Raw genomic sequence first — 26,995 nt, forward strand, 5'->3', positions numbered from 1 at the left:
GAGGCTGTCTCAATCACGTTCTCCCACGGATAGAGCGTCAGACTCACTCGTTTCCAGACTCGCTCAGCAACTTTATCATCGCACCGGCGGCCTCTAACGTTTTCCCCGCTTTTTCTATAAACCGGGCCTGAGCCTCGCTTCGGTCGAGCAGATCGACAATATCCCGATCATCGATCCATACGTTGTCGCGCAATTGCCTTTTCAGCACTGCCCTGCCTGAGACAACCTGAAGGCAGACGTCCCGGTATCGTCTTTGCAGGCGGGCATACTCTGCCTGCGATCTCTGTATTTGCTCGGGCTGGATTTCTGCGCAGTTCCAGCCGTAATCTTCGCTAAGGATGCTGAGGAGGTCATGAAAGCTCAGAATGCGCATATGAAGGCTGGTACGGTACGGGTCGTAGTACTTGTGCTGGGGGAATAGTTTCCTGTGGTCGGAAAGCCGCTCGAAGGAAGTGATACGCTCGTCGCAGTCGTAGCACCGGATGGTATTCGGGAAGACCCCGCACCCGGATTTCGACAGGTAGGCGTGCAGATCCTCGATTTCTGCGATGAGCTTTTCCACGCTCTCCCCGCCGGTGATGGCCAGGCTGATGACCAGGTCTCGCACATCAGCCCGCTGTTCGGGCCTGTCCCAGGCCATGTGCTGGAGCAGCAGGACCATAGAGCGATCTACGGAAGCCCTGCCGGATGCTGCTGCGGCAACTTTGAGCACGCCGAGTATCTTCTTCCACCTGCGATCTGATACAGTGATTTGCTTAGCTGCCAGCTCCCTTCTGGCCCGGAGAATGATGGCTTCTACGTCTGTATCGACGGGCATACCGGCCGCTTTTTCCTGGAGCAGCCGGATGTCCGCGAGGGAGATCCGGTGATGACTACCGGCATCCTGTGCTGACCCGAACAGCATCTGCCGGAAACTGGCCTCTTCCCTCACCGGCGAGACCACGCACCTGAAAAGAAACCGGTCGTACAGCGCCTCCAGGCTTTCGTCCTCGGGAAGCTCGTTGGAGGCGCCGAACAGGGAGACGAGAGGTACGTCGATCACATCCCGGCCGTTGTGGAACTTGCGCTCGTTCAGCACAGTCAGGAAGCTGTTAAGGATGGAGCTGTTGGCTTTGAAGATCTCGTCCAGAAAGGCGATGTGAGCGTCGGGGAGGAAACCATCTGTCTTACGGGAGAAACTATCCGCCTGCAGGGCTTTCAGCGATAGCGGGCCGAATACCTCCTCCGGCGTGGTGAACCGGGTGAGCAGGTAATAAAAGTAATTTCCGTCGATAATCTCGCACAGGCTACGGGCAAGCATGGACTTGGCAGTGCCCGGCGGGCCGAGAAACAGTGCGTGTTCGCCCGAGAGTAAGGCCAGAAGAGAACAGGTGATTTCCGTCGACCGCTCCACGAAACGCTGCTCAAAGTCAGACCTGATCGCAGCGACGTCGATAGCCATCCGCACCCTCCCGCATAACTCGACCGACAATCTGAGGAATCACCCCTGTCAGCCGGATTCGAATTGTAGATGGTTCAGGCCGGTATTTAAATCAGACCGAAGTTATCACCAGCGCGGTTTCCCGATCGGCAGAGGTAACAGACTACACCTTATCCTGGCTTTCGATCAGCCGGATAATCGCATCCAGGTCTATCGCCGATTCCACGATATCTGCCAGCTCGTCATACGGGTCCCTGACGCCCTCCGGACGGACGTACCTGAGGCCTTTTCTCTCGCAGGCATACTTGAGAACTGCGTCGGTAAAGGATGCGTTATTGAATATGCCGTGGAGGTAGGTACCGAGGATCGTGCCTGAATCGCTGACACAACCGTCGTCGCCGAACGCGGGGCTGTCAGTTCTGGTTTGCCCCATGTGGATCTCGTAGCCGGTTACAGCCGACCCCCTGATGCCTGCGAGTAGCGGTCCCGCCCCGGTCACGGTTTTCGTGCTCTGGCAGGTGCATTTCTCGTAACGATCGAATACAGTGGTAACCGGCAGTAAGCCCAGGCCATCGATGGTCTCCGGCATTCCGCCTTCGATGCCGCTGTCGACCACCTGCCGGCCCAGCATCTGGTAGCCCCCGCAGATACCGATCACAGGTACGCCATCGCTCGCCAGGCTGCAGATTTCCGAGGCTAACGGCGAATTTTTAAGCATCTTGAGATCGCTGACAGTGTTCTTGGACCCCGGCAAAATAACGATATCCGGCCGTCCCAGGCTGTCATCCAGCGATACGTACCTGACCCGGGCGATCCGCTCCAGCGCTTCGAAGTCGGTGAAGTTAGAGATGAGGGGGAAGCGCACGACGGCGATATCGACGTCGAGGAGACCCTCCGGCTTTTTGTCGCCGAGGGATACCGAATCCTCGGAGGGAATCCGTAATCCCGAATATGGGACAATGCCCATCACTGGTACCCCCGTCAGCTTTTCCAGCTCCCCTACGCCGGAGCCCAGCAGAGACGGGTCGCCGCAGAACTTGTTGATGATCAGGCCTTTGACGAGCTCCCGATCGCCGGGCGGCAACAGTGCGATAGTCCCGTAGAGGCTGGCGAATACGCCTCCCCTCTCGATATCCCCGACAAGCAGCACAGGAGAATGAATAGCCCTGGCCAGGGGGATGTTGGCAATATCACGGTCGTACAGGTTGATTTCCGCAGCGCCGCCCGCCCCTTCCACGACGATCACGTCGTAGTCTTCAGATAGCTTATACAGCGCGTTCAGGGCGATGGCCATCATCGATTCGATCGACTCGTAGTACTGCCCTACCACCCGGTCTCCCAGAGGCTTGCCCAGAACTACGACCTGAGAGGTCATGTTACCTTTAGGCTTGAGCAGCACAGGGTTCATCTCAGCCCGGGGTTCTGCTCCTGCGGCGAAAGCCTGAATGGCCTGAGCGATGCCGATCTCGCTGCCGTCGGCAGTGATCCACGAGTTGTTGCTCATGTTCTGCGCCTTGAACGGCGCGACACGATACCCTCTGCGCTTTAGTATGCGGCACAGGGCGGTAACAAGAATGCTTTTGCCGACGTGGGACTGAGTGCCGAGAACGGTGAGATAGCGGGCCATAGTTGATCAATTTAAATTGACTATAGTAAAATATAGTTGCCGGGTGAACATGCGGGGTGAACCGTAAAAATATGTCAGATGGACGTATAGTTACTCGTATGTCTCAACAATCAGCCCGTTTTGTGGGTGAGCGTCTGGAGAAGGCCGGACGTCTTCACCTCAAGCCCCTGTGCATCTACAGCCCGGCAGAAATGCCCCATGGCATCGCCCGTGTTTCCGATCTGGTCAAAGAAGGTGACCGTTGCCTGGCTAAAGCCGTGCTGCTGGTCGCGGCAGGAGAGGCGGCTGCCGTAGGCTACACGGCAGGTGAAAAAGGAATATGCTTTGGAGCGCTAACCTTCCTGGGCCTGGCGGAGATGTCCGACCAGATGATGATCGACGTCGCGGTGAGCGGCGAGGACGCTGCATACATGAAGGCATCACCGGAAGTTTGCAGGGAAACAGTCCGGAGTATCGGGAAGATCACTCCACCGGGCAGGCACCTGGTTATCAGCACCTGTGAGGCTGCGGGCGACGTGCGGCCGCTCTCTTACCTGTGCTTCGGCAACGCTGAGCAGATCAGGAACCTCTGCGGCCTTATCCACTTCGGCAGCGGCCCGGCTTTCGGGCAGATCGATTCACCCTGGGGCTCAAACTGTTCGCTGTTTATCACGTACCCTGCCGGCATGGCTGCAGGAGCCCCAAAGGGTCATGCCTTCATCGGCCCGACGGCGATCGACGGGAATCCGTGGTTCCCTGCGGACCTGATGTCGCTGGGCATACCTGCTGCAATGGCTGAGAGAATGGCTGGAGACGTGGAGAAATCATTCGTCACCATGCGGCCTGAGATGGCATACCCGGCAGAGCATGATTCCCAGGTTTCGAATGCCTTAAGCAGAAGGCATTAATGCTATTTTTTCTATTCATATTCGCATTTAGTATGAAAAATTGATAAACTATTAATACTATACCTCGAATACGCTCTTTATTCGCTTATACCACAAACGGGAGGAATACGTATCAGACAGACAACACTAATAATTACAGCCTGCGTTCTACTGCTGGCGGTGCTGCTCTCCGGCTGCACCCAGCCTGCAACCCCGACGCCGGCTCCCGGTGACAATACTTCTTCTACAGGAGTCACGATTACGGACACTAACGGCAACGTGATCACCCTGCCCTCGACGGCAGACAGAATAGTGGTGTCCAACTCGGACGCCGCAGAGGTGCTGATCGCAATCGGCGCTAAAGACAGGATAGTGGGCGTGGCCAGCATCGTCAAGAAGAACCCGACAGTGGGCCCGCTGGTAGCAGACATGGCCGACGTGGGCGACTGGCAGAACCCCAACCTGGAGCAGATTGCACAACTGCAGCCGGACGTGATCGTCACTTACGCCAGCTCTAAGCCTAAGAACGCTGATCAGCTCGCCCTGATCAACGTCTCGATCGTCCAGCTTGACTGCGGCAACCTGAACACCCTGGCAAATGACATCCGGACGATGGGAACGCTGACTGGCAACAGCCAGCAGGCAGAGGACTTCGCCAGGTTCGTCGATGAAAACGTAGACCTGGTGAAGAACAGGACTGCAAACGTGACCGAGGACCAGAAGCCGAAGGTGTACTGGGAGAACAACAAGCCGTTCACCACAGCGGGATACCTCTCGGGCGGCGACGTGCTGATCACCACGGCCGGCGGCCGGAACCTCGCCCACGACATGAGCAACGCTTCAGGCGGATACGTGTACATGAGCGCGGAGAACATCCTGCCGAACAACCCGGACGTCATCATCAAGTACAACGGCTACACGGTCGGCGGCGACACCGTTCAGAATTACACGGCCATCCGTGACGAGGTCATGAACAGGACGGGCATAGCAGGCGTCAAGGCAGTGAACGACAACCAGGTATACGTGCTCTCGTCTACCATTACCTATGGTGCCAAGAGCCCGATCGGCCTGCTGTATGTGGCTAAGATCCTGTACCCCGAGACCTTTGCAGACATCGACCCGGCGGTAAAGCTGGACGAGTACGCAGAGAGGTTCGTGCCTGGCACCAACCAGACGCTCGTAATTTACCCGACACCGTAGCCGGGCCTGAGAGGAGAGGAGGCGTAGCCCCACGCCAAACAAACCTGTGGCGTGGGGACCGCCCCGTTCTATGGATGGAAGTGAGACAGGTCTTCTTCCATACTTTTATATGAGATCAGCGGGAATACTTCTTGCACACTAACAGATAGCCGCAGTAGTACGAAAATTGCGTAAAACGAGGGGTTCGGGTGAAAGGTCAGGCACAGACGGCAACGGGAGACGTAGATCAGCTCTATCGAAAAAGCTACATGCGTAGAGTGAGCCTCCTGATAATCGTCTTCGGCCTCCTCGTGGGTGCATCGCTGGTGGCGGCCTCGGTGGGCACTGCGAAAATCACCATTCCCGACGTATTTTTATCGATCATGCATGCGGCGGCCGAAAAGACTGCCGGCATCCCGGTACTGGGATCTGTCTTTGCGCTCTTCGGCCCTCCGGAAAACGGCATTGCCCAGGTCATCGTCGTCAACATGCGGCTGCCGAGAATACTGCTGGCCATGCTCGCCGGAATCAGCCTGGCAGTGGCAGGCACGGTCATGCAAGGGACGCTTCGCAATCCCCTGGTGAGTCCGTTCACTCTCGGCCTGGCCTCTGCCGCATCTTTCGGAGCCGCCATCACCATCGTAACAGGTGCGGGCATCCTCGGGCTCATCATCCCGGGAGGCTCATACTACGACGTGATCGTCAACGCTTTCCTGTTCGGCCTGACCAGCATGATCCTCATCTACGGCATAGCGAGGATGAGGGGCACGAGTCAGGCAACCCTGATCCTGTCGGGCGTCGTCATCGGGTACATCTTTCAGGCAGGGGTGCTGATCCTCAAGTACTGGTCGAACAACGACAGGCTTAAAGACCTGGAGATCTGGCTTATGGGCGGCATGTGGGGCGCCAACTGGGACGCCATCACCATACTGCTTCCCATCACCGCAGTATGCGTCATCCTCCTGTGCCTGAAGGCATGGGATCTGAACGCCTTATCCGCCGGGGACGACATCGCGAAGAACCTCGGTATCAGGGTCGAGCGGCTGCGGATCTACTGCCTGCTGATCGCCACAGTGGCCGCTTCGAGCTGCCTCGCGTTCACGGGCGTCATCGGGTTCATCGGGCTGATGGCCCCGCACATCTGCAGGATGCTCATAGGCAACGATCACAGGTACCTGATACCCTGCTCCGCGCTCATGGGCGGCCTGATCCTGCTGGTATCGGACACTTTCGCCCGGACCATCCTTAGCCCTATCGAAATACCGGTGGGTATCATCATGTACATCGCCGGAGGCATCTTCTTCATGTACCTGATCCTGAGAGGCAAGGACAACCACATCTACTGAGGTATCACACCATGGAGCTGAAAATCGACGGCCTGGAAGTAAAATACGGGAGCCACAAGGCGCTGGACGGAGTCAGCTTCACTGTGGGCGAGGGCGAAGTAGTGGGCGTCGTCGGGCCGAACGGATCGGGCAAAAGCACGCTCATCAGATGTATAGCGCAAATTCATAAGCCGAGCCATGGAACGGTATTACTGAACGGCCGGGACGCGCTGAAGATGGAGCCCGGAGAGATAGCCCGGGTGATCGGCTACGTGCCCCAGAACTTCCACTACCTGTTCTTCTCGACAGTGATGGAAACAGTCATGCTCGGCCGCAAGCCCCACATCAAGTGGAGGGTCACACCCCACGACCTGGCCATAGTGCAGCAGTCCCTGGAAGCCATGAACATCCGGCACCTCGCGGACAAGTTCATGGATCAGCTCAGCGGAGGAGAAAAGCAGAAGGTCTACATTGCCCGGGCGCTGGCACAGGAGCCGGAACTGTTCTTATTCGACGAGCCCACCAGCAACCTGGACCTGAAGCACCAGATCGATGTGCTGGAGATCACCAGATCGCTGACCCGAACAGGGAAGAAGTCGATGATCGTAGCGCTCCACGATCTCAACCTCGCGGTCACATACTGCGACAAGATCCTCGTCCTCACCAGGGGTAAGATCTATGCCGCAGGAAAGCCCGAAGAAATTCTCACCCCGCAGACTATCAAAGACGTCTACGGCGTGGACGTCTTTATAGTGGAAAGCGCGTACGGGCGGCACATTCTGCCCATCAAGGCAAAAGCCTGAAGTACCGGCTCGCTTACCGTAAGAAGGCTGCTATCGATACATCCATGGCTACCAGGAATACCATAAAGCAGCCTACGCTCATTTTGGCGAATCCGGCAGCCGCCACACCTGCGGTCGGCCGGCGGGCGATCCCGAGTAGTCCCGCTACTAGTAGCAGCACCGAAACGAGGCTTGCTACAAGATAGAGCGCCTGCGCTGTGATCAACCACAGGAACAGAAGATAGATGGTCGCCAGCAAATTGGCACCGGCGATCAATACAAGTCCTGCAGAACGGCCCTTTCTCGCGATAAAAGTACGCTTGCCTGCGGCTCTGTCCGCTTCCATGTCCGGCAGCTCCACGCTGAGGATAAAAGAGGTGGAGTAAAGCACCAGGACCGGAAGAAAGACAAGAAAAGCCGGTGGCACAGAACCTGCTATTGTGAGAGCGCCTGCAGCTGGCATCAGTACCCCGACGCCCAGCACAGTGGCGATCTCGCCCAGCCCCCGGTAGGACAGCCTGACGGGAGGCGCTGCGTAATACCAGCCCAGCAGGTTGGAAAAGATCACGAGGCCGATGTAGGCCGGCGGGTATGAGTAGTACCAGGTGAAGACCGCCCCTGTCACGATGGAAAACGCTGCCAGGCAGAGCGCAATATAGAGTGCTGCCAGCCTCAGATGAGGATAGTCCCGCAAGATGCCGCTACCGCCCGAAACAGCGTTCGGGTTCGTGTGCAGGTCTGCCTCGTAGTCGAAAAGGTCGTTGCTGTAATGCATGGACAGGTGACCGGTCACCAGGATCAGGTAACCGATAGCGAGCTTGCCAGTGTGCAATGGACAGCCTGAGCAGGCGGCGAGAAGAGCCCCAAGCAGATAGAGGACAAGGCCCAGCAGAAGAAACCTAAACCGGCCGAGGCGTATGATAGGGATAATATCGCTACAGCCTGCCGACATAGTTTGCTCAAGCAGATTTTTAAATGCAGACGTATAAACTATTGTCACGGTAAAAGTAAAACAACCCCAGGGGAAGCTCCATGTCAGACGTAAAAAAGATCAAGGCGTTTGTCCAGAATGTGCTGGGCTGTGGGTGCTCGGAAGAAGTGTTCAGGATCATCGAAGAGACGCCCGCCGAATACAAAGGCGTCGGCTACTCGCGGATCAACGTAGGTAATCGTTTACTGGTATACGTGTTCAGGACTGACGATGAGGCTTTCGCCCTTGAACAAATGGAGGAAATCATCCGTGCAGGCCTGGCAGACAGGGACCGGCATAGCTTCAACAGGTTCCGCCTCGTTTATGCCATGAGGCGGCACGAGGAATTGAGAGACATTGTAGAAAAAGCGTTCGGCAGCCTTAAAACTGACGATAGGACTCATATACACGTCGTAGACGCAGGAACGGCCGATTTCGGACGTTAACCGGCCATCAGACCAGGTTTATGGCAGAACTGGAGCAGAGCAGGATTGCACGCTTACACTTCGATCGGTTTTTATCGTCTCTAAACCCTCAGGATATAGCATATCCGAAAGATATGTTTTTATAGTAGTCCGCTCTTGAATACTATTTGCGGACACAAGCCCGCAAAGAGAGTAATCAAATGATAGAAAATAGAAACAGGGGCCCCAGAAGCTTCGACGGCCCGAGAGAGATGCACAAGGCAACTTGTTCTGACTGCGGCAAAGAATGTGAAGTACCCTTCAAACCCGCAGAGGGAAGACCAGTATACTGCCGCGACTGCCTGCCCAAGCACAGAAAGCCCAGGGACAGCAGGTTCTAAGGAGTGTCAACAATGCGTGACAGTGGATTTAGAGGCCCCAGGAATTTTGGAGGCCCCAGGAACTTCGACGGCCCGAGAGAGATGCACAAAGCAACCTGCTCTGACTGCGGCAAAGAATGCGAAGTACCCTTCAAACCCGCAGAGGGAAGACCAGTATACTGCCGGGACTGCCTGCCCAAACACAGGAAGCCCAGGTTCTAAGGAGTGCCAATAATGCGCGACGGTGGATTCAGGCCCAGGAGCGGCCCCAGGAACTTCGACGGCCCGAGAGAGATGCACAAAGCAACCTGCTCTGACTGCGGCAAAGAATGCGAAGTACCCTTCAAACCCGCAGAGGGAAGACCAGTATACTGCCGGGACTGCCTGCCCAAACACAGGAAGCCCAGGTTCTAAACACAAGAAAGTCCGGGGTGAAAACCCCCAAGCTTTCATGTTCTTTTTCTTTAGTATTGCACTTGCAGTGGATATTATTGCTTGCTGCAACAATTCCACAATATTTAATAATGTTCAAGTTTAATTGATTCCCCAGCGGATGGCTGCCCTGTGTTTGTCCGAAAAGAGCTACAGCAACTGATGCCTTGTGCCCACGGTGGCCGGCTTCGCGAGATCGCGGAGCAGAAAGGCCTGAAAGAGAAGGAGATACTGGACTTTAGTGTCAACGTGAACCCGTACCTGCCATTGGACCCTAAGGAGATCGTCTCCGACGCCCTTTCCCGGGTGGCGGAGTACCCCGATAACAGGTACAATCAGTTCCGGGAGAGCGCGGCCAGGTTTACCGGCGTCAAAAAGGAAAACATCGTCCCGGGCAATGGCTCCACAGAAATCATCCGGCTTTTCGCCGAAGCGGCCATCACTAAGGGGGACATCATAGCTGTGCCGTGCCCCACCTTCGGGGAATATGAGCAGCAGTGCAGGCTCTTTGGCGCACACATGCGCTACGTGAAATTTTCATATCTGCTCGACAGGGAATACTGGCACCTGAACGGCAGTAAAGCGGTCTTCATCTGCAATCCCAACAACCCTGACGGCAGGCTCCTGAGTAAAGAGCACGTCCTGGAAATTGTCGACTACTGCAAGGGGAAGGGCATATTAACTGTAGTCGACGAGGCGTTCATCGACTTAGCTGATCCATGCCAGAGCGTTTCAAGGCTGGTCGAAAAATACGAAAACCTGCTGGTCATGCGGTCGCTGACCAAGTGTTTTGCCATACCGGGGTTCAGGCTGGGCTTCGGCATCGTCAACAGCAAAGACGCAGAGTTGCTGAACATGGTGCGGCTCACCTGGAACGTGGACAGCGTGGCGGCTGAGGTCGGCGCTCACTACATGGATGTGGCCGGGCCGTACCTGGACGTGTCCCGGGCATACATGCGGCGGGAACGGGAGCGGCTATTCGAAGGCATTTCTGCGATCAAAGGGCTGCGGGCTCTGCCTGCCAGCGCCAACTATTTCCTGCTGGACGTGGGCGGCCTCGGGATGACGGCTACGGAGTTCACCGGGAAGATGCTCGACCAGAAAATTCTGGTGCGGGACTGCGCTTCCTTCAAGATGCTGGGTGACACTTACGTACGCCTGGCGGTCAGGACTCACGAGGAAAACGAGCAGCTGCTTAAAGCCCTTAAAACGGTGGCGGAGTCATCTTGATCATATCGTTCATGCTGGAAGCGTTCATCCTCGCGCTGCTCATAGACCTCTTCATAGGGGAGCCCCGGACTTACGCGCACCCGGTGGTGTGGATCGGGACGCTGATCGGCTACCTGAAAGAGCGGGCTCCTAAACGTTTCCGGTTCGCCTTCGGTTTTTTCCTGATGGCGTTTTCCGTCACGCTATTCGTAGTAGCAGGCTGCGCCCTGAGCATTCTATCGTACATGATCTCGCCAGTCCTCGGGCTGCTGGTGACCGGTTACCTGCTCAAGTCGACTTTTTCGCTCTCGTTCCTGTGGGGCATCTCCCGGGAGATCTACGAGGACCTGAAATACGGGCGGTTCGACCTGGCAAAGGCTAAACTGCCGGCGCTGGTCGGAAGAGACGTGAGCAAGCTTAACGAAGGCCAGATGTCCTCCTGCGTGGTCGAATCGCTGGGAGAGAGTTTCGTGGACGGCATCATGGCGCCGCTGCTCTACTTTACGCTGTTCGGGCTGCCGGGGGCGCTGGCGTACAGGGCGATCAACACCCTCGACTCCATGGTAGGCTACAAAGATGAAAAGCACCGGGAAATGGGCTTCGCCTCCGCAAAGATGGACGACCTGGTGAACTACATACCTGCCAGGCTGTCGTTATTATTGATCTCGGTCGCTGCAATTGCTACCGGGCATCCGCTCCGGGCAGTAAAAATCGGGCTCCGCGATGCCAGGAAACCGCCCAGTACGAACTCAGGCTTCCCCATGGCCACTTTCGCAGGCGGCCTCGGCGTCCGGCTGGAAAAGCTGAACTACTACGTGCTGGGAGAAGGTCTGAAGCCGTGTGCCGTAAGCGACATACCGAGGGCGATCTGGTTTAACCGGATTATTTCTGCGCTGCTACTTGTCATCATACTTGCTATTATGGTAATGACGGGACTGCCATTCGACTGGGGGGTTTTCACGTGGCCGGCAATCTACTGAACGGCCTGCGGGCGGCTATCGCCTTTCTGACTACCCTGCCGGTGAGAATCGTCGACGGGGACTACGATGCTTTCGCTGATCGACAGTACCTCTTCATCCCCGTGGCGATCGTAACAGGCCTGCTCCTCGGCGTTGCGGGTACTCTCTTCCAGTGTATACTGCCAGCGCCGTTTGCAGCAGTGCTAACTGTGGCCTGCATCTTTCTGTTGACCGGCATCAACCACCTTGACGGCCTCTCCGACTTCGGGGACGGGCTGATAGCCTCCGGCCCGAGAGAGAAGAAGGTCAGGGCAATGAAAGACGTGCACGCCGGCGCCGGCGGCCTGCTCTTCATGGCCATGGACCTCCTGTTCTTGTTCGCTCTGGCCATGACGTTCGCAGGCTCGCCCACATGGCTGTTCGTGCCGCTGCTGGTGGCGGAGGGCTGCGCTAAAGTAGCTCAGATTACTATTATTGCGTTCGGTAAAAGCGCCCACGAGGGAATGGGCTCGTACATGATCGCCCGGATGAAGAAAGAGCACTACCTGGCTGCAGTGATCGGCGCATGGATAGCCATCGGCATTGCAATAATCGGCGCAGCCATCATCCCGGGCGGAGGCAATCCGCTGCGTGTCATTATGGCTGGAGGGCTGGCCATGCTGTCACCGCTGGCTGTCGCACTGATCATCCTTATTATATCCGATCGCAACTTCGGCGGAGTCAACGGCGACGTGATCGGCGCCGCCAACGAGATAGCCAGAATTGCTGCTCTGGGCGTAATGGGGGCGGTGCTCTGGATGCGCTTTTAATGGCGGGCGGCAGAGGAGTACGGCTGAACAGCGGTGAAAAGCCGCTGGCAGAGCTGAAAGGTAAGCCGCTCATCGCTTACGTGATAGACGCATTATTGAAGTCCCGGGAAATTGGCCATGTATACGTGGCAGTATCACAGTGGACTCCCTGCACTTGCGTGCTGGTGAAAGAACGATACCGGGATGAAAAACGTGTATCCGTACACATGACTCCCGGGGCAGGCTACATCGACGACACAGTCCACGCGGTTAAGACGCTGGAGCTTTTCAGGCCGTTCCTGATCATCTCGTCTGACATACCCCTGGTGAAACCCGAAACGATCGACGCCGTCGTGCGGGAATATGAAAAGGCCGGGGCAGAGGCATTATCCGTCAGAGTCGCCAGATCGAGCATTCCACCCGGAGTCAGTACCGATACTATACTTATCGATAATGGCGTCGAAAACGTCCCAGCAGCGATCAACGTCATCGACGGCCGGTACATGGACAGGTACCAGCAAGAAGCCCTGCTCATACTCGAAGACCCGCTGCTGGCTGCCAATGTCAACTATATACCAGACATATCAGTCTGCGAGAGGCTACTGACCGAAAGCAGTATAAATCGACAGGTACCTTAGGTTTTAATGAGTTACTGCCGAAATTTTCGGCGACAAGATGACCGGTGGATGTCGCTTATGGAGAAGGACAAAGCTTTTGCTCAGAAAAAGTGGGTACTGCCCTATAAGAATATCGTGGCCATCGCAGACGGCCACGGCCTCGTCGACATCGTCGAGCAGTCCAACTGCTGGGGCGGCGCCTGCTGGGCCGAATACCATTATAAACAGGCCAGCCCCCTGATCCAGAGCGTGTGCAGCTACGGCAACACCATGCGCTACCGGGTAAAAGAAGGTCATTCTGAGCTGAACCTTATTGCCTCGTACGCCGCGGCAGGCATCGAGTCGGCGATCGTGAAAGATAATACCGTTGAGATCACGTACGCAGGCCTCGGAGGCGGCGGCGTCGGCGCCACTATGAGCCGGGCGCAGGCCGAAGACGTGATCGAGTACGACATCACAGAGGCAGGCGGCAGTAAAAAGAGCAGGGGCACCATCGTGCTTCCCCGGAGAAGCAGAGTCCTCATCGGCGTAGACGATACGGACACGAAAGAAGAGGGCGCCACCTGGTCGCTGATCCATAATATAGCTACGGACCTGGACTCCAGAAACGCCCGGTACATATCCCATGCCCTGGTCCAGCTGTTCCCCGTGCCGCAAAAGACGCAGAATTGCGTCTCCACGGTCGTAGAATTCGCCTGCATCGACCCGGCCCCGCTGATCAAGGACTTCGAGCAGCTGCTAAGAAAGTACACTTTATCCGAGAATACGGGCATGGTGGTCCTGCAGCGCTTCCATGCTGATGAGGTAAAGGAATACGCCACGCTGGCCAAGAGCAAAATGGTCACTTACGAGATCGCCGAGACAGCCGCAAAGAAAGCCGGGGTAGAGATCGTCATACCCGGCAGAGGCATCATCGGAGCCTTAGCATCGCTGCCATATTTCGCACAGCCCTGCCAGTCGGTGAAACTCGACTTAAATAACCAGTAAGATATTGTCGGCGCCAGGGCGCCTTGTTTTTAGTTCGCAATGGCGCAAAGAGGTAAAGGGATCTCGGAAAAACCTTTGCGCCTTAGCGCCCATGCGTCGTATGATAAACTTGTTGTTTCGGATAGGGTTGCATGGCCGCCAAGCACTCGCCTTATGAAAGATGAGATATTCAGGTAGATGCAATAAAAATTGAAAGTTGGCCATGTATGAGTCGAAAATACCGCCAAGCTCGCCAAGGAGCCAAGCTCGCCAAGAGCTAATTATTCATGGAACGCCAAGAAGCCGGGCACGCCAGGGACTTTTTCGATCGGAACCTCGTCGATCACTAATTATTGCTTGGCGTTCCATGAAAAATCTGGGTCTTGGCGAGCTTGGCTCCTTGGCGGCCTTGGCGGTATTTTAGACTCACACAGGGCCAACTTTCAATTTTTCATAGCCTCTACCTGAATATCCCATTTCTCATAAGGCGAGTGCTTGGCCTCTTGGCGAGCTTGGCGGCTTTACAAGCGGGGAAACTGAGAACTGCCAGTATTTCATCACTTATGCCTGATCAAGGCTCAGATCATCACCTTACTCTTTGCGTCTTTGCGATTTAATATCGAGACTTCCAGAAGCCGAGAGAATGTTTTTAGTTTTAACCATTTATACGATAACAACTTTATTATCCCTTAAACTCTTATTTTCAAGTATGGCTCCTGTTTCTCTCAATGGTGTGGAAGCCGTCCGCGCTGCGGCGGAGGATGCCGGCGTGCGCATGGCGACCGGCGTGCCTGGCTATCCGATTAATGCTGTGTTTTCCGCACTGCAGGAGGCGAAGGCCGACCCTGGATCGGCCGACAAGATGCCTGTCGCACAGTGGCAGTTCAACGAGAAGATAGCCTACGAGATGGCTCTGGGAGCGTCTGCCTGCGGGGATCGGGCGCTGGTACTGTCGAAGCACGTGGGCATCAACGTCATGGCCGACCCGGTGATCATTTCTGCCACCCACGGCATCGGGGCGGGTATCGTGGTCATCGCAGGGGATGACGTCGGAGCGATGTTGTCCCAGAACGAGCAGGACTCCCGGTGGTACGGGAAGCTGGGAGAAATTCCGGTGCTCGATCCCCAGGGGCCGGGGGAGCTCTATGATGCAATACTGGAAGGTTTTCTGCTGTCGGAGCAGATCAGCGCCCCGGTGCTGGTACGGGTGACTGAGCCGGTTCTCGTGAACACGGGCCCTGTAAACAGGCGGAAGATCCCTGAGGCGCAGAAAAAGATCGACCGGCATACCTGGAATTATACCATGCTCGGCAAGCACCAGAAATATATGAAGGATGGCTGGAGCCTGGCGCTGCACAGGGCGCTGTCCTCGCCCCTGAACAGGATCACCCGCAAGACCCGGATCGGCCTCATATCGTCGGGCAGCGCAAGCCAGCCCGCTGCAGAAGCGGCCGACGCGATGCGCCTGTCACATTTGTCCCTGGGCTTCGTAAACCCCTTCCCTAAAAGAAAGGTGGAGGACTTTGTCAACGAAAATGAGGCAATCCTGATCTGCGAGGAGCCGTCGCCCTACATCGAGTCCCACCTGTCCTCCCCGAAGGTGAAGGGCCGGTTTACCGGCCACCTCCCGCTGGCCGGAGGGCTGGACGTACAGATGATCATGGATGCTGCAGAGCACATCATGGAGCCGAAGATGTCCATCTCCGTCAAGCCCGAGACGATGGAAGCCAGGGGCTTCTTCAAGAAAGCCTGCGACGGCTGCCCGTTCCAGCCCGTATATGAGGCGATCAAAGCCCTGAACGTCAACGTCGCCAGCGACGTCGGGTGCTCAATCCTGACCTCCGGGCCGCCGTTCAACATGGTAGACGTTGCCTGCTCTCTCGGCTCGCCCGTCAGCGTGGCCGCAGGCTTCCGGCAGAAAGGCGTCGCCATGCTCGGCGACTTCGGACTGCTCCACACCGGCATGCAGGCGCTGCTCAACGCTAAATATAACGACCAGAACGTGCTGACAGTGATCTTCGTCAATCAGCGCGCAGCCATGACCGGCGGGCAGACAGTGCCCGACATCACAGGCATAGTCCAGTCTACCTTCGCCGACGTCACCATAGTAACAGAGGCCGCCGGGCTGACGACGGAGAAAGTGAAAGCAGATCTTGAAGGACTGCTAAAGCAGCCGGGGTTGAGTATATATCTGGTCAGAGGGCAGTGCCCTGAAGGTGCCATGCATCAGAAAGCAGCTTGATTGCTCGTGTGAGGTGAGACAGCAAGACGAACGCTGCGCTGTGCTATACTGGTTGCATACGTATGGAGAGACAGCAAGACGAACGCTGCGCTGTGCAAAGCCTCACAGATTTCACAGATTGAAACAGAATCCACAGATTTCTACTCGATTGCACAGATGATGACGGATTCGATTCCACAGATAACTAAAAAAACTGATCGACTGTCTTAAAACTGATATCTGTGATCGAATAATAATGCGTATTCCTTCTGTGATATCGAGTAGTAATCTGTGGTTTCTGCAGAGAAATCTGTGGAATCAATCAGAATCTGTGGCATCTGTGAGGAGTAGCACAGCGCAGCGTTCGACAACGTTCACCCACACAGAGATAACAGTTAGAGAGTAGCCTTGTAATAGTGATGGCCGGCACAGCGCAGCGTTCGACAACGTTCACGAACTCAGGGGCAGCGATACATCGTGCCGCCCAAAACGCTGGAACACCCTTTTTCCCCGCCCGGCACACTTTAAGCCGTGGACAAAAAGCTGGACTCAAGTTACACGACATACCCCTGGGGCTGGCATAACAAGTACGTCGGGCGCTGGACAATCGAGGTGCCGCTGAGCAGGGAGAAGATCGGCGTGTTCGGGCATGGTTGCCTGCTGGACATCATTATGGATCTGATGGGCATCACCGGAGATCTATTCTTCCCGACGCAGATCGAGTGCCCCTTCCGGCATACCCTTTTCGAGCGTCCGGTGCCGCTGCCGCCCGGCATCGTCCGGGAAGCGCTGGACAGGCAGTGGTCCCTCCGCAGCATGGCAGATGAGAGTTTCGCGCCCCAATGTGAGCTGTACGGGCTTTCCCACATCTACGTCAACAACCCGGGAGGCATTGTCAGGGCCCTGGTGCCTCATGCGCTCTGTTTCCGGCTGGAAAGCACTTTGACCGGCAGCAATCCTGTAGCCCGGCTGTCGGTCTACACCAAATGCGATGCCTGGCTTGAGAAGACCATCGACGGGCTGGATAACACGAAGGTCGGGCAAAAGAACGCTGCCATCCTGACCGGGGCACTGGCCGAGATAGAAGAGCGGCTGGCGGGGAAGATCATTGAGTTCCAGACGGAGTTTGAGAATGTCGAGATAGAGAAATATTCTGTAAAAAACAAATTGAAAGCAACTCTCAGCACAGAGAATTACTGAGTGTTGCTTGTTATATTTTAAAAATCTCAGGGCGCAGAAGCCTCTGGTGTATTAAATTTCTGGCCCACCACGTGGTCGATGAGGTCTTTGAGCTCGTTCCTGCGGATGGATTTCTTGAGCTCGCTGAGCCGCTTGATCTCGCACAGCACCTGCGTTGTCTCGGCTTCGCTCAGGGTGTAGCCCATCTGCCTGGCCATGTAGCAGAGGGCCTTGCTGCCGCTGTGCTTGCCGAGGATGAACTCCCGTTTGCCGCCGACGAGTTCGGGGCTGAAGACCTCATACGTGCGGTCGTTTTCGAGCAGGGCGGCGATGTGGATGCCGGACTCGTGGGCAAAGGCGTGATCGCCGACGATGGCCTTATTCTTAGCCATGCAGATGCCGGAATACTTCTGGACCATCCTCGACAGATCGGTGATCCTCGTAGTGTCGTACTTGTCGACACCGTACTGGATGCGCAGGTTCATGAGGACTTCTTCGAGTGCGGCATTGCCGGCACGTTCCCCGATGCCGTTGGTCGTGGTGTGCAGCTGTTTTGCGCCTGCCTCGGCAGCGGCGAGGGTGTTGGCGACTGCCATGCCGAGGTCGTTGTGGCAGTGGACGGCGATCGGGAGCTTGACGGTCTTGAGGATCTCGCCTACCATGAACCTCATTGTGGCGGGAGTCATGATGCCGACGGTGTCGATCGCTCCGACGTAGTCGGCTCCCGCCTCTTCGCCTGCCCGGTAGAACCGCTTCAGGAAATCGAGCCCGGTCCTGCTGCCGTCTTCTGGAGAGAATCGCACGATGAGCCCGTGCCTCTTCGCATACTCCAGCGCCTCTACCGCGCAGTCGATGATCTCGTCCTGGGTTTTCTTGTGCTTGTACTTTAGATGAAGATCGGAGGTTCCGACGAACATGCCGACCATGTCGGCACCGCAGTCGATGACCGCATCGATGTCGCTCTTGATGGCCCGGGATAAACAGCAGATCTTAGCGTTCAGCCCCAGCGAGGCGATCGCTTTCACTGACTCTTTTTCGCCCTGAGAGGTAGCCGGGAAGCCGGCCTCGATGATCTCGATGCCGATCTCGTCGAGCATGCGGGCGATATCGATCTTCTCCTCTCTCGTAAACGCCACGCCGGGCGTCTGCTCGCCGTCCCTGAGTGTGACGTCGCAGATCTCGATCTCGCCCATCTCCAGAGAGATGTATTTGGTCCACTCGTTGGTAGAGTATCCGGGCATCATGTGGTCAAGCTCCAGGTGCTTATAGAGTCATCGGTATTGCCATGAGAATTACAATTGCTAACGAGAATTTCGCTACCGAAATTTTCGCTCACAACGATAATGATTTATATCCTGTATACTAATAATTTTCCATCTTGAATCGCGAAGGTGTGAAGATACGTGGGAACTATCAGTGAGGAGATATTAAGCGCCGCCTCGGGAAAAAAGGCTGATGCCGGCGACTTTGTGGTCGCCAGGGTAGACTATGCCATGAGCCACGACGGCACGTCCGTGCTCGCTGTCAAAGCGTTCAGAGAGATGAAGAGCGAGAGAGTGTGGGACCCCTCGAGGATCATCATACCGTTCGACCACCTGGCGCCTGCTAACACTGAGAACACAGCGTTACTCCAGAGGGAGATCCGGCAGTGGGCGGCTGAGCAGGGAATAAAGAACCTTTACGATGTCGGGGAGGGCATCTGCCACCAGCTGTTGCCTGAAAACGGATTCGCAATGCCCGGCAAGGTCATAGTAGGCGCAGACTCGCATTCCTGCACGTATGGCGCTTTCGGCGCCTTCGCCACCGGAGTGGGCGCCACGGACATGGCCGAGATATACACCTCGGGCAAGCTGTGGTTCAGGGTGCCGGAGACGATTAAGCTGACCGTGGACGGCAAGCTGCCGGCTGCTGTGACACCTAAAGACGTGATCCTGCGCATCGCTAAGGAAGTCGGGTCTGACGGCGCTACATACAAGGCCATGGAATTTTACGGGCCGGTAATTGATCATATGTCCATCGCAGGCCGTATGACCTTATGTAACATGGCCATCGAGATGGGCGGAAAAGCAGGGATAGTGCCGCCCGACGAGAAAACTTTCGCGTTCCTGAAAGGCAGGGCAGTGGAGGAGTACCGCCCGGTCTACGCTTCCCGGGACGCAGTATACTGCGACGAACTCCATTTAGATGTATCTAAGCTTCACCCCCAGGTTTCATGTCCCCCCGACGTAGATAACGTGAAGGACGTAGGAGAGGTAGAGGGCACGCACGTTGACCAGGTGCTTATCGGCTCGTGCACCAACGGCAGGTACGAGGACCTGGCCGGTGCCGCGGCCATACTAAAAGGCAGGAAGGTCAGGTGCCGCACGCTCATCATCCCCGCATCCAGAAGTGTCATGCTAGACGCAGTGCAGACTGGCGTAGCAGCCGATCTTCTGGCCGCCGGCGCCACGATCTGTAACCCGGGCTGCGGTCCGTGCCTCGGCGGCCACATGGGCGTCCTCGCCGAAGGAGAGGCATGCCTGGCAACGACGAACAGGAACTTCAGGGGCCGGATGGGCAAGGGCGCCGACGTGTACCTCGGCTCGCCGCTGACTGCCGCTGCCACTGCGATAAATGGCAAGATCACCGACCCGAGGAGATACATATGAAGTTCAAGGGCAACGTCTGGAAATACGGTGACAACGTAGATACAGATGTCATCATCCCGGGCAAATACTTGAGGAGCACGGACTTCAACGTCTTCGGACAGCACGCCATGGAAGGTATAGACCCGGCGTTCAGGCCGAACAAGGGCGACATTATCGTGGCGGGGGAGAACTTCGGCTGCGGCTCCTCAAGAGAGCAGGCACCGCTGGCGATCAAGTATGCAGGCATCGACTGTGTGATTGCGAAGTCCTTCGCCCGTATCTTTTTCCGGAACGCGATCAACGTCGGGCTGCCGATTGTCGAGGCGGACGTGTTCGACGCAGTCGCCAAAGGTGACATAATAGAAGTGGACTTAGATCAGGGCTACGTGACGGCCAACGGTGCCAGGTATGTGAGCACCAGGCTTCCGGACTTCCTGCAGGAGATCCTCTACGCAGGCGGGCTGGTCGCCTACCGGAGGAGTAAGCGGTGAAGATAGCGGTCCTGCCCGGAGACGGTATCGGCAGGGAAGTTGTTCCGGTCGCGCACGAAGTGTTAAAAGTAGCGCTGCCGGACGCAGAATTCCTGCACGTGGAAGTCGGTAACGAGCGCTACGTCAGGGAAGGCGTCTCCATGTCGCCGGCCGATCTGGAGACCGTCAAGGCCTGCGACTGCGTCCTCTTCGGGGCGATCACCTCCCCGCCCGGAAAGCCGTACAGGAGCATCATCCTGACGCTGCGGAAAGAACTTGATTTGTACGCAAACATCAGGCCTTTCCGCTCGTGCCCGATATCGCCCCGCAAAGTGAACTTCACTATATACAGGGAAAACTCCGAAGATCTGTACATGGGGATCGAGGAGATCACCGGAGATGAGGCCCGGTCCGTGCGGGTGATCACCCGCAAGGCCAGCGAGCGGATTGCCCGGGCTGCCTGCAGCAAGCCCGGCATTGGCAAGCTCACTATAGTCCACAAATCCAACGTGCTGAAGGCGGACGAGCTGTTCAAGGACGCCTGCGCACAGGTCGCTAAATCGATGAACGTGCCCTTTGAGGACATGCTGGTCGATACTACCGCCTATAACCTCGTCAGGGCCCCGGAAAAGTTCGACACGATCGTCACGACCAACATGTTCGGCGACATACTGTCGGACGAAGCGGCGGCTCTGATCGGAAGCCTCGGACTGTCGCCCAGTGCCAACGTAGGCGACCGTTACGCGCTTTTCGAGCCAGTCCACGGCAGCGCCCCGGACATCGCCGGCAAAGGCATCGCCAACCCGTTCGCCGCTGTGCTGAGCGCCGGCATGCTGCTTGACTGGGCCGGCAGGCCAGAGATGGCCCGGGCAGTCCAGACCGCGGTCGACCGGACTATCGACGAGGGAGTGCTTACGCCGGACCTCGGGGGACGTAATACGACCTTGCAGGTCCAGTCTGCCATACTGAAAAATCTGGAGAGCATCATATGATCTTTCCCAGCCACTGCAAATTCATCGGTGTGATCAACAGGCACATCAGGCCGGGCTACCGGCCGGATGATGCGATATATTTCTCATCACAGTACGTTTTAGTCTTTGATGCCCCGGACAGGTGCGAAGTATTTGAAGTGGAATCGACCGGAGAGGGCTTCATCAGGAGGAAAAACGACGCCCGCAGAATATCGAGCGCGGCGGAGACGCTCGTATATCCGGGGCTGGTGGACATATCGAACCGTGCCGATCTGCTTCGCAGGGCCGTGCCTCTGTGCACAGGAGGCATTAACACAGTGGTATTCCAGGGCATCGACCGGCACTACATGTTTGTCAAAGATCCGGCAGCGGAAGCACTCACGACGATAGAGGTGCACGATGTTGCCCCGCCGGACCCCGCCTGGCTGGCCTACAACGTAAAAAAGCTTGTCGAGGCAGGCATGTTCGGAGAGCTGATGCTGGCTTTTGAGTACCACGTGCTGAACCTGAAGGACTACGAAGATTCCCGGCGCACCACAATATTCCCCTGCCACGCGTCCGGGCTCAACGGCCTGTTTCTGGACTCGCTGGACGAAGAGCCGCAGGGCGACGTCAGGCTGGTCGGATGCAACACGTCAAAGCTTGTCTTCGAAGCACGGTATCCGCTCAAGAGGTATGAGCACGTGAACATCTGCCCTCTGTCGACCCGCAAGCCCTCGAAGCCGTTTATCCTGCGGTGCTGTCAGTCGGATAAGCTGGGCATGACGGAGCTTAACGGAGTGCCGGGAGTCGTCGTGCACTGGGGTGCCAACCCCCGGGAAATCTATGAGGCTGTCAGAACGCTGGCCGCGACGATAAGAAAGCCTGAAAAGGGCGAGTGAGATCAGGATCTGGCACGCCAGATAAGCCTGATAGTTATTTATACGCAGGTCACCCTACCTTAATATACGGAGGCTATATGATGGCCGGGTTAGCGGAGCGTTTTCCTAACTTCTACATGTTGTTTAAAGTCATCCTGCTGCTTGTAGTGGTATTGATCGCTCTTGTGGGAATGAGTCTTCTGCTACTGGTCGCCATCGCGGGCTATGTTGCCTTTACAGGAGGCGATTTAGCCACTGCCGCAGAGACTGCGCTGTCGTTGCTGATGAGTAACGTGATAGTCAGCGCTTCGTATATGGTAGTCCAGAACATTGCCCTGGTACTCGTCGCCGTCTTTTTCATGGCTGTGATCGAAGGCCGGCGCCCGGCATTGAAAGCCCTTGGCCTCGGGACGGAGAGGGAGGATAAGCCTGTAAATGGCTTTGCAGCCGGTGTGGGACTGAACGTACTTTTCATGCTGACAGTCCTCATAATCATACTTCTTGTCGGCGTTTCGGCATATGATGGGACCGGATTCGAAGTCTACGGGATTTCCGGGGTAGCCATATCGCTGGTTGCCATGGCGATCGGCACGCTGTTCGTCGGCCTTGGAGAAGAGGTGGTCTTCAGGGGATATCTGCAGCGGATCCTGGCAGATAAATACGGGGTTGCCGCAGGGCTGATCGTGACGTCGGGGATTTTCGCCCTGTTCCACTCGCTGACGCCGTTCGCTAAGTTAGGGCCGCTATACCTTGTCGGTGTTTTTACTTTATCTATGTTATTGGGGTACCTGTTCGTCATCACTAAGTCTCTTTATGCCAGCATAGGCTTCCACTTCTTCCAGGATTTCCTCGCGCTCCAGATCTTTAGCTTTACGGGCGAACAGACGCTGGGAGCAGCTCCGGTGCTCATGTTCGCCAGACCGGAAGAGATCTATGTCTCGGGCATCTTCCTGGGGTCCTGGGATGACCTGATCAGCATATTGGTGGCTGCGCTAATCATCGTGGGCCTCTATGCTTATCGCAGGAGCATCATGAAGAAAAAAGAAATTTAGCAGGGTTAGCGCGGGACAAAAGTGTACCTCATCGAGACGCTGGCTTCCACCTTTATCTCGCCTGTAGAGACTGGCGTAGGAGCGGCAGCGGCTCTTGCCATCATAGCCCCGCCAGCACCTTCGTAGGAGTAGACAGGGTATCCGGGTCCTGACTCTGAGACAGACTTCAGCTTATAGTCTGTAATGCCTGCGGCCGAGGAGATATTCTTAGCTTTTGCAGCCCCATCCATAATCGCCTTCTGCAATGCCTCCTGGTATACCCGGGACTGCCGCTCGTCCGAGAGCATGAACGTCACGCCCTGGATCTCATTAGACCCCGCACTGGTCGCGGCATCGATGACTCCGCCGACCTTAGACAGGTCCCTCACGGTAACAGTGACTGTATTGGTGGCCTTGTAGCCCGTGATATTCTGCTTCGCTGGAGGCGGGTAGATCATGGCGGAGTTAGACGGGTTTTCGCTTGCGTACTCTGGCTCGACAGAGATGGTTGCAGTCTGGATGTCCCGGTCAGGGATACCCACGCTTTTGATCCCGGCCACAACACTGCTCATCTTGTTGGCGTTGTCAGCCATAGCCTGAGTTGAAGTGGCGGCCTCGGTAATTACCCCGATGGTGACTTTAGCGACGTCGGGTTCTGAATATACTGTGCCATGGCCATTGACGTTGATCGTGCCGGCTTTCTCCGAAAGGTTGCCATCAGTATCATCGTCAGTACCGTCCGCCGCATATGCGCTGCCTGCCGTGAGCGATATCAAAAAAAGCGCACAGAGCACACTGCAGCCGAATAAGAGTCCATATTTATACTTCATTTTCCCCTACCTGATCAATTTCGGGCTCGCTATGTATATAGGCGTTGACAAAAACTTAGACAGGCTCGGAGCTATCCGTTTTACTGCGGGCGGCAATGGGTTTTTCACTGTGGAGGACGCCGGATCATCTTCAGGTCCAGCACCCGGCTCTCAGGACTGTAGAAGATGACTGCCCCGTCAGTGGTGCGGATAATGTCGACTATGTAGAAGAGCAAGTCCAGGTCGATGAAGCCGCCCTCGAACTTCAGGGCAAAGTGAATAAGGCATGACTGCGCACCCATGTTGATCAGGTTTTCTGAAAACTGCTCCCTGGTGCCCGGGTACGACAGCACGTTCACTCCGGCCTGATCAGTAATATACGGCTGGAGCAGAGCCAGCGCCGACCGGTACTGTTCGTCCATGTTTTTAGCTATTCCCGGTGCCCATATATAACTTCATTCCGAAAAAGATATGTGAGACCTGTTTGAAATGAGGGTTCGTATGAAAGTGCTTTTCATGGTCAAGCAAAAAGACAGAAATGATATCCCCTGTGCATATGAGTTCGAACAGCAGGTGTTCAACATCAAAAAGGGAATGAAAGCAGCCCTGGGCACGGGTAATTACGACATCCAGACCAGCTTTGACCAGGCATCGGTCCTGTATCCGAAGCGGTTCATGTTCGACTACATTTCCGAAGACCACACCATCCACAAGCCCCGGGCCGTCATCGACGCCTTCTTCGACACGATCGAAAAGACCGGCATCTGCCTGTCTAAGTTTGACGTCCATATCACAATAGAGTGGATGTAAATCTCCTGTTATAACAACACCTGCCAGACAGGCAGTATTGTCCCCTTTTTATCATTTTCATGTTACACATATACAGCAAGCTACTGCCTTTTAAGCGCTTTCTATATTTTTTACTAATGGCCGGTTATCTATAACTTTTCTTCACCATTATCAACTAAATAATCAAAATAATATTATCATAAGCAGCAAATTTATATACTTAAAGCGTGACACATAGTATCAATGAAGGTGCTGGATAGTACAATCAGAGCCTACAGGCTTAGTGGGAATACAATCTCGGAGGCTTCCATGGAAGCTGTGCTCAACGCAGCCTATGCCATGCTGGCCAATAACGATGAGATAGTCCCCCCGTTCGACGAGTGGAGCGAGGAGGAAGTAGACGACGGCACTGATCGGGTGTTAAGCTATTTCACCACCACGGATACTGGCAAGGAGCTCCGCATCACATTCTCCTTCAAAGAGAGGGTTGCGAAGATCATGCTCCTGTCCGGCGAAGACGAGTGCTACGTCGGAGACCAGCTCTTGTGCACCTTAAGATCTCAGAAGAAGTACGCCATGGAAGAGTGGCTGTAATCCAGCAGGATTATCGCTATCTTCCACGATTACCTTTTTAGCCGTAACTACTCCTCAATCGCCCGATTTTTTAACGTCAGTTCCTACGTTCAAAGTTCAGCCCAATCTATCGATCTTGGGCTGTCGAAGGTATGTTTATATACATGTACACCTATGTACATCATAGTATTTCATTGTACATGTTTATACAAGGTGATTATATGGTAACCGATGTGATAAGAGTCAACCTCGACTCCGACGAAGTCCCCGACCGCTGGTATAACATAGTCCCGGACCTCCCTGAAAAGCTCCCGCCCGCCATCCACCCGGGCACCAGGGAGCCGCTAAAGCCGGAAGAGTGGGAAGGCCTGTTCCCTAAGGCACTGGTCAGGCAGGAGCTGTCAGAGGAGCGCTACATCCGGATACCTGAAGAAGTCAGAGAAGCCTTGATCACCATCGGCAGGCCGTCGCCCCTGTACCGGGCCCGCAGGCTCGAGAAGGCGCTGGGCACCCCGGCCAGGATCTACTTCAAGAGGGAAGACCTGTCCCCGGCAGGCTCGCACAAGCCCAACACAGCCATCGCCCAGGCTTACTACAACATGGCAGAAGGCGTGGAGAACCTGACTACGGAGACTGGCGCAGGCCAGTGGGGCTCTGCCCTGAGCTCCGCTTGCGCCCTCTACGGGCTGAAGTGCACAGTTTTCATGGTCCGCTCCAGCTACGACAGCAAGCCTTACCGCAAGTTCGTCATGAAGATGTTCGGCGCCGACGTATACGCGTCTCCGAGCAACGTCACCGAGTTCGGCCGGAAAGTCAATCGGGAAGACCCGACTTGCAGCGGGAGTCTGGGCATCGCCATCAGCGAAGCCGTCGAGATGGCGGTGAAAGGCGAGAAGACGAAGTACGCGCTGGGCAGCGTGCTCAACCACGTCATGCTCCACCAGACAGTCATCGGCCTGGAAGCCCAGAAGCAGCTGGAAAAGATCGGGGAGAAGCCGGACACTTTGATAGCCTGCGTGGGCGGCGGCAGCAACTTCGCCGGATTTACATTCCCGTTCATCCACGATAAGCAGAAAGGCAAGAACGACGCGAAGTTCATCGCTGTCGAGCCGCAGAGCGTTCCATCGCTCACAGGGATGAAGAGCGGCGAGTCGAAGTACGACTACGATTTCGGCGATACCGCAGGCATGACCCCGATGCTCAAGATGCACAGCCTCGGCCACGACTTCATGCCCAGAGTCATCCATGCGGGCGGCCTCAGGTACCATGGCATGTCCCCTCTCGTATCCCTGCTGTACAAGAACAATGTCATCGAAGCCGAAGCCCTGCACCAGGCCGAGACATTCGCCGCCGGCAAGCTGTTCGCGGAGACAGAAGGCATCATCGCCGCACCGGAGTCCTGCCATGCCATCGCCTCCGCCATCAACCACGCGAGAGCGGCGAAGAAGGCCAACGAGGAGAAGGTCATAGTATTCAACCTCAGCGGCCACGGGCTGCTGGACCTGCAGAACTATGCGGACATGCTGAAGTTTTAGATTAAA

General features: G+C 56.0%; 29 protein-coding genes. 23 read left to right on the forward strand and 6 right to left on the reverse strand.

Annotated elements, in window-relative coordinates; translation table 11 throughout:
- Nucleotides 1-43: 43 nt before the first annotated feature.
- Nucleotides 44-1,441: an AAA family ATPase gene (locus RCI_RS02855; protein ID WP_148266500.1), complete on the reverse strand. Its 1,398-nt coding sequence runs from the start codon at nucleotides 1,439-1,441 to the stop codon at nucleotides 44-46.
- A gap of 142 nt (nucleotides 1,442-1,583) precedes the next feature.
- A complete protein-coding gene (locus RCI_RS02860) occupies nucleotides 1,584-3,047 on the reverse strand; it encodes a cobyric acid synthase (protein WP_012034876.1) in 1,464 nt (487 codons plus the stop codon).
- A gap of 122 nt (nucleotides 3,048-3,169) precedes the next feature.
- Between RCI_RS02860 and RCI_RS02865 the strand changes: the two genes are divergently transcribed.
- The 4 genes from RCI_RS02865 to RCI_RS02880 all read left to right on the forward strand — a co-directional run bounded on the left by RCI_RS02865 (nucleotide 3,170) and on the right by RCI_RS02880 (nucleotide 7,220).
- Nucleotides 3,170-3,934 carry a DUF169 domain-containing protein gene (locus tag RCI_RS02865; RefSeq protein ID WP_158308857.1) on the forward strand — a complete coding sequence of 255 codons (765 nt, stop codon included), beginning with the start codon at nucleotides 3,170-3,172 and terminating at the stop codon, nucleotides 3,932-3,934.
- A gap of 159 nt (nucleotides 3,935-4,093) precedes the next feature.
- Nucleotides 4,094-5,113, forward strand: coding sequence for an ABC transporter substrate-binding protein (locus RCI_RS02870; RefSeq protein WP_012034878.1), 1,020 nt, complete (start codon nucleotides 4,094-4,096; stop codon nucleotides 5,111-5,113).
- Between the two features lie 188 nt (nucleotides 5,114-5,301).
- Complete coding sequence (locus RCI_RS02875) at nucleotides 5,302-6,438, forward strand: FecCD family ABC transporter permease (protein ID WP_012034879.1); 1,137 nt, start codon at nucleotides 5,302-5,304, stop codon at nucleotides 6,436-6,438.
- Between the two features lie 11 nt (nucleotides 6,439-6,449).
- Entirely contained in the window at nucleotides 6,450-7,220 is a 771-nt protein-coding gene (locus RCI_RS02880; RefSeq protein WP_012034880.1) for an ABC transporter ATP-binding protein, read from the forward strand.
- Between the two features lie 13 nt (nucleotides 7,221-7,233).
- On the opposite strand, the gene RCI_RS02885 is transcribed toward RCI_RS02880, so the two are convergent.
- The gene (locus RCI_RS02885) at nucleotides 7,234-8,151 is read right to left on the reverse strand and encodes a prenyltransferase (protein WP_081477266.1); all 918 of its coding nucleotides are present in this window, start codon (nucleotides 8,149-8,151) and stop codon (nucleotides 7,234-7,236) included.
- A gap of 80 nt (nucleotides 8,152-8,231) precedes the next feature.
- Between RCI_RS02885 and RCI_RS02890 the strand changes: the two genes are divergently transcribed.
- The 11 genes from RCI_RS02890 to RCI_RS02930 all read left to right on the forward strand — a co-directional run bounded on the left by RCI_RS02890 (nucleotide 8,232) and on the right by RCI_RS02930 (nucleotide 17,345).
- On the forward strand, nucleotides 8,232-8,615 hold the full coding sequence (locus RCI_RS02890) for a hypothetical protein (protein WP_012034882.1): 384 nt from the start codon (nucleotides 8,232-8,234) through the stop codon (nucleotides 8,613-8,615).
- Nucleotides 8,616-8,794: 179 nt separating this feature from the next.
- A complete protein-coding gene (locus RCI_RS16095; protein ID WP_081477267.1) occupies nucleotides 8,795-8,974 on the forward strand; it encodes a CxxC-x17-CxxC domain-containing protein in 180 nt (59 codons plus the stop codon).
- A gap of 12 nt (nucleotides 8,975-8,986) precedes the next feature.
- The gene (locus RCI_RS16100; RefSeq protein ID WP_081477268.1) at nucleotides 8,987-9,175 is read left to right on the forward strand and encodes a CxxC-x17-CxxC domain-containing protein; all 189 of its coding nucleotides are present in this window, start codon (nucleotides 8,987-8,989) and stop codon (nucleotides 9,173-9,175) included.
- A gap of 12 nt (nucleotides 9,176-9,187) precedes the next feature.
- A complete protein-coding gene (locus RCI_RS02895) occupies nucleotides 9,188-9,367 on the forward strand; it encodes a CxxC-x17-CxxC domain-containing protein (RefSeq protein ID WP_048197923.1) in 180 nt (59 codons plus the stop codon).
- 150 nt (nucleotides 9,368-9,517) lie between these two features.
- Nucleotides 9,518-10,615, forward strand: a complete 1,098-nt coding sequence (gene cobD, locus RCI_RS02900) for a threonine-phosphate decarboxylase CobD (RefSeq protein ID WP_012034885.1) — start codon at nucleotides 9,518-9,520, stop codon at nucleotides 10,613-10,615.
- Complete coding sequence (locus RCI_RS02905; protein WP_231844924.1) at nucleotides 10,612-11,574, forward strand: cobalamin biosynthesis protein; 963 nt, start codon at nucleotides 10,612-10,614, stop codon at nucleotides 11,572-11,574. The genes cobD and RCI_RS02905 overlap by 4 nt, the downstream gene beginning before the upstream one ends.
- Nucleotides 11,556-12,362, forward strand: a complete 807-nt coding sequence (gene cobS / locus RCI_RS02910; protein ID WP_012034887.1) for an adenosylcobinamide-GDP ribazoletransferase — start codon at nucleotides 11,556-11,558, stop codon at nucleotides 12,360-12,362. Before RCI_RS02905 ends, cobS begins: the two co-directional genes overlap by 19 nt.
- Nucleotides 12,362-12,979: an NTP transferase domain-containing protein gene (locus RCI_RS02915; protein WP_012034888.1), complete on the forward strand. Its 618-nt coding sequence runs from the start codon at nucleotides 12,362-12,364 to the stop codon at nucleotides 12,977-12,979. Before cobS ends, RCI_RS02915 begins: the two co-directional genes overlap by 1 nt.
- A gap of 57 nt (nucleotides 12,980-13,036) precedes the next feature.
- Nucleotides 13,037-13,945: a methanogenesis marker protein 11 gene (gene mmp11 / locus RCI_RS02920; RefSeq protein WP_012034889.1), complete on the forward strand. Its 909-nt coding sequence runs from the start codon at nucleotides 13,037-13,039 to the stop codon at nucleotides 13,943-13,945.
- Between the two features lie 688 nt (nucleotides 13,946-14,633).
- The gene (locus RCI_RS02925; RefSeq protein WP_148266501.1) at nucleotides 14,634-16,166 is read left to right on the forward strand and encodes a thiamine pyrophosphate-dependent enzyme; all 1,533 of its coding nucleotides are present in this window, start codon (nucleotides 14,634-14,636) and stop codon (nucleotides 16,164-16,166) included.
- Nucleotides 16,167-16,676: 510 nt separating this feature from the next.
- The gene (locus RCI_RS02930) at nucleotides 16,677-17,345 is read left to right on the forward strand and encodes a hypothetical protein (protein ID WP_048197926.1); all 669 of its coding nucleotides are present in this window, start codon (nucleotides 16,677-16,679) and stop codon (nucleotides 17,343-17,345) included.
- A gap of 26 nt (nucleotides 17,346-17,371) precedes the next feature.
- Here the strand turns inward: RCI_RS02930 and RCI_RS02935 are convergent, their stop codons facing one another.
- Complete coding sequence (locus RCI_RS02935) at nucleotides 17,372-18,565, reverse strand: homocitrate synthase family protein (protein WP_012034895.1); 1,194 nt, start codon at nucleotides 18,563-18,565, stop codon at nucleotides 17,372-17,374.
- Nucleotides 18,566-18,727: 162 nt separating this feature from the next.
- Here RCI_RS02935 and RCI_RS02940 point away from each other — a divergent pair, with 162 nt between their 5' ends.
- The 5 genes from RCI_RS02940 (at nucleotide 18,728) to RCI_RS02960 (ending at nucleotide 23,304) form a co-directional block, all read left to right on the forward strand.
- On the forward strand, nucleotides 18,728-19,972 hold the full coding sequence (locus tag RCI_RS02940; protein ID WP_012034896.1) for a 3-isopropylmalate dehydratase large subunit: 1,245 nt from the start codon (nucleotides 18,728-18,730) through the stop codon (nucleotides 19,970-19,972).
- Entirely contained in the window at nucleotides 19,969-20,442 is a 474-nt protein-coding gene (locus RCI_RS02945; protein ID WP_012034897.1) for a 3-isopropylmalate dehydratase small subunit, read from the forward strand. The genes RCI_RS02940 and RCI_RS02945 overlap by 4 nt, the downstream gene beginning before the upstream one ends.
- Entirely contained in the window at nucleotides 20,439-21,413 is a 975-nt protein-coding gene (locus RCI_RS02950) for an isocitrate/isopropylmalate dehydrogenase family protein (RefSeq protein WP_012034898.1), read from the forward strand. The genes RCI_RS02945 and RCI_RS02950 overlap by 4 nt, the downstream gene beginning before the upstream one ends.
- Nucleotides 21,410-22,273 (forward strand): DUF7714 family protein, encoded by an 864-nt coding sequence (locus tag RCI_RS02955; protein WP_012034899.1) that lies wholly within the window; start codon nucleotides 21,410-21,412, stop codon nucleotides 22,271-22,273. Before RCI_RS02950 ends, RCI_RS02955 begins: the two co-directional genes overlap by 4 nt.
- A gap of 77 nt (nucleotides 22,274-22,350) precedes the next feature.
- Complete coding sequence (locus RCI_RS02960) at nucleotides 22,351-23,304, forward strand: CPBP family intramembrane glutamic endopeptidase (RefSeq protein WP_048197928.1); 954 nt, start codon at nucleotides 22,351-22,353, stop codon at nucleotides 23,302-23,304.
- Between the two features lie 5 nt (nucleotides 23,305-23,309).
- On the opposite strand, the gene RCI_RS02965 is transcribed toward RCI_RS02960, so the two are convergent.
- Nucleotides 23,310-24,077: an SIMPL domain-containing protein gene (locus RCI_RS02965; RefSeq protein ID WP_231844926.1), complete on the reverse strand. Its 768-nt coding sequence runs from the start codon at nucleotides 24,075-24,077 to the stop codon at nucleotides 23,310-23,312.
- Between the two features lie 140 nt (nucleotides 24,078-24,217).
- Nucleotides 24,218-24,514 (reverse strand): hypothetical protein, encoded by a 297-nt coding sequence (locus RCI_RS02970; protein WP_012034902.1) that lies wholly within the window; start codon nucleotides 24,512-24,514, stop codon nucleotides 24,218-24,220.
- 79 nt (nucleotides 24,515-24,593) lie between these two features.
- Here RCI_RS02970 and RCI_RS02975 point away from each other — a divergent pair, with 79 nt between their 5' ends.
- From RCI_RS02975 to RCI_RS02985, 3 genes are all read left to right on the forward strand, one after another.
- Entirely contained in the window at nucleotides 24,594-24,902 is a 309-nt protein-coding gene (locus RCI_RS02975; protein ID WP_048197930.1) for a hypothetical protein, read from the forward strand.
- A 222-nt stretch (nucleotides 24,903-25,124) separates the two neighbouring features.
- Nucleotides 25,125-25,475 carry a hypothetical protein gene (locus tag RCI_RS02980; RefSeq protein WP_012034904.1) on the forward strand — a complete coding sequence of 117 codons (351 nt, stop codon included), beginning with the start codon at nucleotides 25,125-25,127 and terminating at the stop codon, nucleotides 25,473-25,475.
- Nucleotides 25,476-25,675: 200 nt separating this feature from the next.
- On the forward strand, nucleotides 25,676-26,989 hold the full coding sequence (locus tag RCI_RS02985; protein ID WP_048197932.1) for a TrpB-like pyridoxal phosphate-dependent enzyme: 1,314 nt from the start codon (nucleotides 25,676-25,678) through the stop codon (nucleotides 26,987-26,989).
- Nucleotides 26,990-26,995: the final 6 nt, after the last annotated feature.

This window comes from Methanocella arvoryzae MRE50, from assembly GCF_000063445.1.
Classification (GTDB): domain Archaea; phylum Halobacteriota; class Methanocellia; order Methanocellales; family Methanocellaceae; genus Methanocella_A; species Methanocella_A arvoryzae.